Raw genomic sequence first — 8,983 nt, forward strand, 5'->3', positions numbered from 1 at the left:
ACCTGGTCTCCAGCCACGTGGACGAGGACGCGATCCGGCAGGTGCGCGCCGTCTTCGGCGCCCTCCAGGAGGGGATGCCGCAGGAGACGCGCGAACGGTTGGCCGCCGGGCTGCCGCCGGAGGTGGCCGACTGGTGGCGGGACCCCGCCTGAAGGCGGGGTCCCCGCTCAGGGCCCCTCGTCGCCGGCGCGGGCGGCCTCGAGGACGGCGGCCACCTCCGGGCGGGTGAACTCGCCGGGCAGTCGCTCGCCGCGGCGGAGCTTCTCGCGCACCTGGGTGCCGCTCAGGCTGAGGCGCTCCTCCGGGCCGTGGGGGCAGGTCTTGGCGGTGGCCATGCCGCCGCAGGAACGGCAATAGAAGGCGGCCTCGAAGCGGAGGATCTCGATGCCCAGCTCCCCCGGCTCGAAGAGGTCGAAGATGCGCTGCGCGTCGTAGGGCCCGTAGAAGCCGCCGACGCCGGCGTGGTCGCGCCCGACGATGAGGTGCGTGGCGCCGTAGTTGCGCCGCGCCACGGCGTGCATCAGCGCCTCGCGCGGGCCCGCGTAGCGCATGGAGGCCGGGTAGAGCGCCAGGAGGGCGCGCCCCGCCGGGAAACGCCGGCCGAGCGTCGCCTCATAGGCGAGGAGGCGCGTCTCCGCCGGCACCTCGCCGGGCCGCGTCTCGCCCACCAGGGGGTGGACGAGGAGGCCGTCGGCGATCTCCAGGGCGCACTTGAGCAGGTATTCGTGCGCGCGGTGGATGGGGTTCCGCGTCTGGAAGGCCACCACCCGCCGCCAACCCAGCCGGCGGAAGAGCGCGCGCGTCTCGGCCGGGCGCATGCGGTAGCGGGCCCAGCGCGGGGGCAGCCGCAGCGGCGGCTCCTCCAGCAGCCAGACGGGGCCGCCGACGGCCCACTCGCCCTGTTCCTCGAGACGGGCCACGCCGGGGTGAGAGCGGTCGCGCGTGCCGAAGACGAGCTCCGCCTCCCGCCGCCGGGGTGCGCGGAAGAGGCTCCGCACCTCCATCAGCGCCACCGGCCGCCCCCCCGCCTCCAGCCGGAGGCGCTGGCCGGGACGCGGCCGCCGGGCGGCGCCCAGGCCGTCCGGCAGGCGCAGGAGGAGCGGCAGGCCCCAGGGAAGCCCGCCGGCCAGGCGGAGGCGCTCCAGCACGGAGACGTAATCGGGCTCCTCCATGAAGCCCTCCAGCGGGCTGTAGCCGCCGTCGGCGAGGAGCTCCAGCTCGCCCCAGAGGTGCCGGGGCAGCTCCAGGGCCGGCAGCGAACGCGCCTCCGCCAGCGCCTCCTCCTGGCGCCCGGGCGGCAGGCGGCGGTCCACGAGGCGTCCGCCGTAGGGCGGCAGCGTCTCCCGTCCCGCCTCAGACATGGAGACCACACTCCGTCTTGCCCAGGCCGCGCCAGCGGCCGGCGCGCTCGTCCTCCCCCTCGGCCACCGGGGTGGTGCAGGGCTGGCAGCCGACGCTGGGGTAACCGCGGTCGTGCAGAGGGTGGTAGGGGAGGCAGCGCGCGCGCAGGTAGCGCCAGACGTCACCGCGCCGCCAGCGGGCCAGCGGGTTGACCTTGACCAGGCCGTGGCGCCGGTCCCACTCGACCACTCGTATGGCGCGGCGGGTGGGCGCCTGCTCGCGGCGAAGGCCGGTCACCCAGGCGGAGAGCGGCCGGAGCGCCCGCTCCAACGGCTCCACCTTGCGCAGCGCGCAGCAGAGGTCGGGGTCGCGCCGCCAGAGGGCCGGGCCGTAGAGCTCGGCCTGCCGCGCCAGGTCGAGGCGCGGGCGCAAGACCTCCAGCTCCAGGCGGGGGTAGGCGGCCCGGACGCGTTCCATCAGCGCGTACGTCTCCGGGAAGTGGAGGCCCGTGTCCAGAAAGAAGGCGCGCGGCCGCTCCTGCACCTGTGCCAGCAGATCGAGCACCACCATGTCCTCCGCGCCCAGGCTTGTGGCCAGGGCGATCTCCGGCGCCCAGCGCGCGACCGACCAGCGCAGGATCTCCTCGGCCGGCGCCTCCTCCAGCTCGGCGGCTGCCCGCTCCAGCTCCTCCGGCCGCGGGGGGCTCTCGATCACGGCGACTCCTCCTTCGTCCCCGAGGGAGAATGGAAACCGCCCCAGGGTACGGGGAAGCCGCCGGCGGCGAGCCTGACCGGAGAGGCGCCGGCCGGGATCAGGGCGCCAGCCGGAGCAGCGGCTCGCCGCGCTGGACGGCGTCGCCGGGCGCGCGCAGGATCGCCTCCACGCGCCCCTGCTGCGGCGCGGTGACCAGGTGTTCCATCTTCATGGCCTCGAGGACGAGGAGCGGCTGGTTCCGCTCCACGCGGTCGCCGGTGCGCACGCGCAGGGCGACCAGCGTGCCGGGAAGCGGGGCGGTGACCAGCGCCCGGGAGCCGTCCCCGCCGGCCGAGGCGTGCGTCGCCTCCGGCGCGGCGGCGCGGGCGGCGGCCCGGACCGGGGGCGGCGCGGCGGGCGCCGGTCGGAGCTCCCAGGCGCCCCCGCCCGGCTCCTCCACCTGCCAGCCGCCGCCGGCCAGGCGCCAGAGGCGGAGGCGGTGCCGGACGCCGGCCGGCATCGCCTCCAGGCGGAGCCAGAAGCCGCCCGGCGCCTCCTCCCGGCCGAGCAGGCGGTAGCGCCCGGACTCCGCCGCCGCGCCCTCGACCTCGGCGTCGAGCCGCTCCCCCTCGCCCCGCAGGCGGACCACCGGATCGCCGCCCGCGTCGCCCGGCACGCCCTGCCAGCGCGTCACGACGCCCTCGCCCTCCCGCCAGGGGCCCAGGCGGACGAAGGCGGAGCGCCCGTCCGCGCCCTCCGGCCGGGCGCCCGCGTCGCAGAGGCGACCGGCCAGGGCGGCGGCGGCCGCCGCGCGCGCCGGCGCCGCCGCCGGGCGCAGCAGCCCACGCTCCTCCAGGAAGCGCGTCGAGAGGTCGCCGGCGGCGAAGGCCGGATCGGCCGCCACCCGGCGGAGCAACGCCAGGTTGGTGGCCGGGCCCTCGATCTCCGTCGCCGCCAGCGCCTCCCGCAGGCGCTCCCGCGCCTCGCCGCGGTCCTCCCCGCGCGCCACCAGCTTGGCCAGGAGCGCGTCGTAGTGCGGGCCGACGCTCTCCCCCTCGGCGAAGCCGCTCTCCACACGCAGGCCCGGGATCCGGCCGGCGGGCAGCCGGAAGCGTTCCAGCCGGCCGGTGGAGGGGAGGAAGCCTTCCTCGGGCGACTCAGCGTAGAGGCGTACCTCCATGGCGTGGCCGCGCAGGCGCACCTCCTCCTGCCCCAGCGGCAGCGGCTCGCCCGCCGCCAGGCGGAGCTGGAGCGCCACCAGGTCGAGGCCGGTCACCTCCTCGGTCACCGGGTGCTCCACCTGGATGCGCGCGTTCACCTCCAGGAAGTGGAAGCCGCCGCCCTCGTCCAGCAGGAACTCCACCGTCCCCGCGCCGGCGTAGCCGACCTCCCGTGCCAGCGCCAGCGCGGCCTCGCCCAGCCGGCGCCGCAACCCCTCGTCCACCGCCGGGGAGGGGCTCTCCTCCACCAGCTTCTGGTGGCGGCGCTGGACGGAGCACTCGCGCTCGCCCAGGTGGACCCCCCGTCCCTCGAGGTCGAAGAGGAGCTGGACCTCCACGTGCCGCGGGCGCTCCAGGTAGCGCTCCAGGAGGAGGCGCCCGTCGCCGAAGGCGGCCTCCGCCTCGCGCCGGGCCGACTCCAGCGCCGCCGGCAGCTCCTCCCGCCGGCGGACGACCCGCATGCCCCGTCCGCCGCCACCCGCCGCCGCCTTGACCAGGAGCGGCCAGCCGATCCGCTCCGCCTCGGCCAGGAAGCGCTCCTCCGACTGCTCCTCGCCGTCGTAGCCCTCCAGCACCGGCACCCCCAGGCGGCGCGCCAGCCGGCGCGCGCGGCTCTTGTCGCCGAGCGCGCGCATCGCCCCGGGCGGCGGGCCGATCCAGACCAGGCCGGCCCGCTCCACCGCCTCCGCGAAGGCGGCCTCCTCCGCGAGGAAGCCGTAGCCGGGGTGGATCGCCTCCGCCCCCGTCTCCCGCGCCGCCGCCAGGATCCGCTCCGCGCTCAGGTAGCTCTCCCGCGCCGGCGCAGGCCCCAGGCGGACGGCGGCGTCGGCTTCGCGCACCCAGAGCGCCCCCGCGTCGGCGTCGGAGTAGACCGCCACCGTCTCCAGGCCGAGGCGCCGGCAGGCGCGCAGCACCCGGCGGGCGATCTCGCCGCGGTTGGCCACCAGCACGCGCCGGAAGGGCCGTCCCCGCCGCGCGCCCATCAGGCCGGGCCCCCCGCCTTCCTCGCCGCCCGCTCGAGGAAGCGCGGCACGTCCACCACGTAGCGCTCATGGCGCGCCTCCCCCACCCGCTCGAAGCCGTCCTCCGCCTCCACCTCGAAGAGGAGGCGCCGTCCCTCCACGCGGACCAGCCGCGCCCGCGCCGTCACCGTCAGCCCGGTGGGGGTCGGCGCCAGGTGACGCAACTCCACCGCCGTCCCCACCGTCGACTGGCCGGGCCCCAGATGGGGCGCGGTGGCGTTGAAGGCCGCCTCCTCCATGAGCGCCAGGAGGAAGGGCGTGCCGAAGACCGGCAGCGCCCCGCTGGCCGCCGCCGCCGCCGTCCGCTCCTCCGTCACGCGCACGCTGGCCACCCCCTCCAGTCCGGGCACCAGCCCCGGGGGCAGCGCCCCCGTCTCGCGCTCGCCGGGCATTCCCCGCTCCCTCCCGTCCGCAAGGCTACATGCGAAAGACGCCGAAACGGCGCCGCTCCCCTCCCTCTCCCCGCCCCCAGGGTCGCGCGGCGCCGCGCGCGGCCGCCGCCAGCCCCAGCGCCACCACCTGGCGCGTCTCGGCCGGGTCGATGATGCCGTCGTCCCAGAGCCGGGCGGTGGAGTAGTAGGGGTTCCCCTCCTCCTCGTACTTGGCCAGGATGGGCTCCTGGAAGGCGCGCCGCTCCTCCTCGCCCAGGCTCCGCCCCTGGCGCGCCAGCGCCTCCAGGCGGACGGTGAGGAGCGTGGAGGCCGCCTGGCGCCCGCCCATGACGCTGATGCGGGCGTTGGGCCACATCCACAGGAAGCGCGGCGAGTAGGCCCTCCCGGCCATGGCGTAGTTGCCCGCCCCGAACGAGCCGCCGATGACGACGGTCAGCTTGGGCACCTCCGCCGTCGCCACCGCCGTCACCATCTTCGCCCCGTCCTTGGCGATGCCGCGGTTCTCGTACTCGCGCCCGACCATGAAGCCGGTGATGTTCTGCAGGAAGAGGAGCGGGATGCCCCGCTGGTCGCAGAGCTCGATGAAATGCGCCCCCTTCAGGGCGCTCTCGGAGAAGAGGACGCCGTTGTTGGCCACGATGCCCACCGGATAGCCCATGATGCGCGCCCAGCCGGTCACCAGGGTGGTGCCGTAGAGCTCCTTGAACTCGTGGAAGCGGCTGCCGTCCACGAGGCGCGCGATCACCTCGCGCACGTCGTAGGACTGGCGCGGGTCGGCGGGCACGATGCCGTACAGCTCCTCCGGGTCGAAGGCCGGCGGCTCGGCCTCCGCCGCCTCCCAGGCCGGCGGCTCCGCCGGCCCCAGGTCGGCCACGATGCGGCGGAGCAGGGCGATGGCCTCGGCGTCGTCCTCGGCCAGGTAGTCGGTGACGCCGGAGAGGCGGCTGTGGACGTCGGCGCCGCCCAGCTCCTCGGCGCTCACCTCCTCGCCCGTGGCCGCCTTCACCAGCGGCGGCCCGCCCAGGAAGATGGTCCCCGTGCCGCGGACGATCACCGCCTGGTCGCTCATGGCCGGGACGTAGGCGCCGCCCGCCGTGCAGGAGCCCATCACCGCGGCGATCTGCGGGATCCCCTGGGCCGACATGCGCGCCTGGTTGTAGAAGATGCGCCCGAAGTGGTCGCGGTCGGGGAAGACCTCCGCCTGGAGCGGCAGGAAGGCCCCGCCCGAGTCGACCAGGTAGATGCAGGGCAGGCGGTTCTGCTCGGCTACCTCCTGGGCGCGCAGGTGCTTCTTGACCGTCATGGGGTAGTAGGTGCCGCCCTTGACCGTGGCGTCGTTGGCGACGATGACGCACTCGCGCCCGGCCACGCGGCCGATCCCGGTCAGGATGCCGGCCTGCGGCGCCTCGTCGCCGTACATGCCCCAGGCGGCCAGGGGGCTCAGCTCCAGGAAGGCGCTCCCCGGATCGAGGAGCGCCTCCACCCGCTCCCGCGCCAGCCACTTGCCGCGCTCCCGGTGGCGCGCCACCGCCTCCGGCTCGCGCTGCTCGCGCGCCGCGCGCAGGCGCCGGCGCAGCTCGTCCACCAGCGCCCGCATGGCAGCCGCGTTGGCCCGGTAGGCGGGATCGTCCGGGTCGACGGGCGTGCCGATGCGCCGGCCCTCGCCGCTCACCGCGCGCCCCCCCTGGCCCGGGCCGCCGGGGCGGCGCCGGCGCCGGCCGCGGCGGGCGCACCTTCGGCGCGCAGCCCGGAGAGGACCAGCTCGGCGCAGAGCTCGCCCAGCTCGCGCGCCGAGGCCGGGCCCTCGGGGTGGAACCACTGGTAGGGCCAGTTGGCCATGCCCATGATGGCGTAGACGGTCAGCTTGGGGTCGAGCGGGCGGAGGAGCCCGGCGCGCTGGCCGCGCTCCACCACCGCCTGGACCAGCGCGTCATAACGCCGTTTCTGGTCGGCGATGCGCCGGTACTGCTCGGCGGGCAGCGAGCCCTTCTCCTGGAAGAAGACGGTGACGATGGCGCGGTTGCGGATGACGAACTCCACGTGGGCGACCAGGATGGCGCGGAGACTCTCCACCGGGTCGAGCCCTCGCGCCAGGATCTCCTCCAGCTGGCCCAGCAGGCGGCTCATCACCCGGCCGTAGATCTCGCTCAGCAGCTCCTCCTTGGAGCGGATGTAGTGGTAGAGGGCGGGCCGGGTCACCCCGAGGCGCGCGGCCACCTCGGCCAGGGTGCTGTTCCGGTACCCCTTCTCGCGGAAGAGCTCCGCCGCCACCTGGATGATCTCCTCGCGGCGGAGCGCGTGCTGCGTGCCCACGCCGGCCTCGGCCACCGGCCTCCCCTCCTCGTCTTACGCGTCGGTCAAGAATTCCACGGCCGGAGGGGAGCTCCTGCCCGCGGGCGTGGACGGGGGCGCGGGCGGCAGGAGAGGAGCATAGAGAAAGCGAAGAAGGGACGCGGCTTCACGGCCAGGGCGCGAGGGCGGCGGAGGCCGGGGGCGCGGAGGAGGGAAGCGGGTGGTCGAGGGATTTTCGACTCTTGCGTCAGATCTCCTGACCGAGGCCCAGGAGCTGCTGGCGGCGAGCGCCCTGGAGTGGGCGCGGGCCGAGGTGGAGCCGCGGGCGGCGGAGATGGATGCGCGCGACGAGCTGCCGGCGGAGATCTGGCGGGGGCTGGCCGAGCAGGGCTTCCTGGGGCTGGGGATCCCGGAGGAGTACGGGGGGAGCGGCGGGAGCCTGCTGGACGGCCTGCTGGTCTGCGAGCAGCTGGCGCGCGTCTCCGGCGGGCTGGCGCTCTCCTACGGGGCGCACCTCAACCTCTGCGCCCACAACCTCTACCGGAACGGCAGCGAGGCGCAGCGGCGGCGCTTCCTGCCCGGGCTCGCCTCCGGCGAGCGGGTGGGGGCGCTGGCGCTGACCGAGCCGGACGCCGGCTCGGACGCCGTCGCCATCCGCACCGTCGCGCGCCGCGAGGGCGACGGCTACGTCCTGGACGGGAGCAAGATCTTCATCACCAACGGTCCGGTGGCCGACCTGCTCATCGTCTACGCCAAGACCGCGCCGGAGCGAGGGGCGCACGGGATCAGCGCCTTCCTGGTGGAGGCGGGGACGCCCGGCTTCCGCGTCGTCCGGAAGCTGGAGAAGATGGGCATGCGCGGCTCGCCCACCGGCGAGCTCCTCTTCGACGGCTGCCGCCTGCCGGCGGAGAACCTGCTGGGCGAGGAGAACGGCGGCGTGGCGGTGATGATGTCGGGGCTCGACCTGGAGCGGGCCTTCCTGGCCGGCCTCTCGCTCGGCTTGGCGGAGGAGGCGCTGGCGCGCTCCCTCGCCCACGCGCGCGAACGGCGCCAGTTCGGCCTGCGCATCGGCGACTTCGAGTTGGTCCAGGCCAAGCTGGCCGACATGTACGCCGAGGTGGAGGCGGCCCGCCTGCTCGTCTACCGGACCGCCCGCCTGGCGGAGGAAGCCTTCCGGCAGAAGCGGAGCGTCCACAAGGAGGCGGCCGCCGCCCTCCTCTTCGCCTCGGACGTGGCCATGCGCGCCACCGACCAGGCCGTCCAGATCCACGGAGGCTACGGCTACCTGCGCGACCTGCCGCTGGAGCGGATGATGCGCGACGCCAAGCTGATGCAGATCGGCGCCGGCACCTCCGAGATCCGCCGCCTCATCATCGGCCGCGAACTGGTGGGGCCGCGCCAGGCCGCCGGCGCGCGCCGCCGGGCGCCGGACGCCTAGGGCGGAAGAGCGGGGTGCCCCCCGGGGCCGCCGAAGGGGCCGAAGGCGCCGAAGGCGCGCCCGAGCCGCCCCTCCACCAGCGCCTCCGCCTCGCCCGGCCGCCAGGGGCGGCGGCGGGGGGCGCGGCGGAGCAGCTCCAGGACCTCCTCCGGCGCCACGGGGCCTCCGGGGTGGGCCAGAAAGCCGGCGCAGAAGGAGTACCAGCCCAGCCGGACCAGGCGGAGCGCCGCCACCCGGGCCCCGTGGCCGTTCCGGCCGGCCAGGCTGCCTGCGTCCAGCACGAGCCAGCCGCCCGCCTGGAGGAGGTAGCGGCTCAGCTCGGCCTGCCTCTGCACCTCGGGGTGGAGCTCGGGAGCGAAGAGGAGCGGCTCCCAGCCCGCCCGGCGCAGGTCGCCCACCAGGCGCGCCGGCGCCTTCAGGTCGTGCGAGAAGGGCAGTTCCAGGGGCAGGAGCCGGCGACTCCCGAGGGCGACGCGCGCCAGCTCCCGCCGCTCCAGGCGCGCGGCGCGGGGGAGGGGAAGCCAGCGGGCGGCCCGCACCTCCAGCGCCGGCGCCAGCGCCTCCGCCGCCACCTGGAGGCGGGCC

General features: G+C 76.2%; 8 protein-coding genes and 1 pseudogene. 2 read left to right on the forward strand and 7 right to left on the reverse strand.

Annotated elements, in window-relative coordinates; translation table 11 throughout:
• Positions 1-2: 2 nt before the first annotated feature.
• Positions 3-152, forward strand: coding sequence for a DUF2267 domain-containing protein (locus tag K6U79_09640; GenBank protein ID MCL6522613.1), 150 nt, complete (start codon positions 3-5; stop codon positions 150-152).
• Positions 153-167: 15 nt separating this feature from the next.
• Here K6U79_09640 and sat read toward each other — a convergent pair whose 3' ends face one another.
• The 6 genes from sat to K6U79_09670 form a co-directional block, all read right to left on the reverse strand.
• Positions 168-1,361 carry a sulfate adenylyltransferase gene (gene sat / locus K6U79_09645; GenBank protein ID MCL6522614.1) on the reverse strand — a complete coding sequence of 398 codons (1,194 nt, stop codon included), beginning with the start codon at positions 1,359-1,361 and terminating at the stop codon, positions 168-170.
• The gene (locus K6U79_09650) at positions 1,354-2,055 is read right to left on the reverse strand and encodes a phosphoadenylyl-sulfate reductase (protein MCL6522615.1); all 702 of its coding nucleotides are present in this window, start codon (positions 2,053-2,055) and stop codon (positions 1,354-1,356) included. The genes sat and K6U79_09650 overlap by 8 nt, the downstream gene beginning before the upstream one ends.
• 97 nt (positions 2,056-2,152) lie before the next feature.
• Positions 2,153-4,237, reverse strand: coding sequence for an ATP-grasp domain-containing protein (locus tag K6U79_09655; protein ID MCL6522616.1), 2,085 nt, complete (start codon positions 4,235-4,237; stop codon positions 2,153-2,155).
• Complete coding sequence (locus K6U79_09660; GenBank protein MCL6522617.1) at positions 4,237-4,668, reverse strand: thioesterase family protein; 432 nt, start codon at positions 4,666-4,668, stop codon at positions 4,237-4,239. Before K6U79_09660 ends, K6U79_09655 begins: the two co-directional genes overlap by 1 nt.
• Before the next feature lie 25 nt (positions 4,669-4,693).
• Complete coding sequence (locus tag K6U79_09665; GenBank protein ID MCL6522618.1) at positions 4,694-6,265, reverse strand: methylcrotonoyl-CoA carboxylase; 1,572 nt, start codon at positions 6,263-6,265, stop codon at positions 4,694-4,696.
• Positions 6,266-6,336: 71 nt separating this feature from the next.
• On the reverse strand, positions 6,337-6,996 hold the full coding sequence (locus tag K6U79_09670; GenBank protein ID MCL6522619.1) for a TetR/AcrR family transcriptional regulator: 660 nt from the start codon (positions 6,994-6,996) through the stop codon (positions 6,337-6,339).
• Positions 6,997-7,219: 223 nt separating this feature from the next.
• On the opposite strand from K6U79_09670, the pseudogene K6U79_09675 reads away from it, so the two are divergent.
• A pseudogene (locus tag K6U79_09675) lies at positions 7,220-8,398 on the forward strand (acyl-CoA dehydrogenase family protein).
• Here K6U79_09675 and K6U79_09680 read toward each other — a convergent pair.
• On the reverse strand, positions 8,395-8,983 hold a 589-nt coding region (locus tag K6U79_09680; GenBank protein ID MCL6522620.1), incomplete at its 5' end, for a hypothetical protein. The pseudogene K6U79_09675 and the gene K6U79_09680 overlap by 4 nt on opposite strands.

The organism is Bacillota bacterium (genome assembly GCA_023511835.1).
GTDB lineage: Bacteria > Bacillota > Sulfobacillia > JAIMAT01 > JAIMAT01 > JAIMAT01.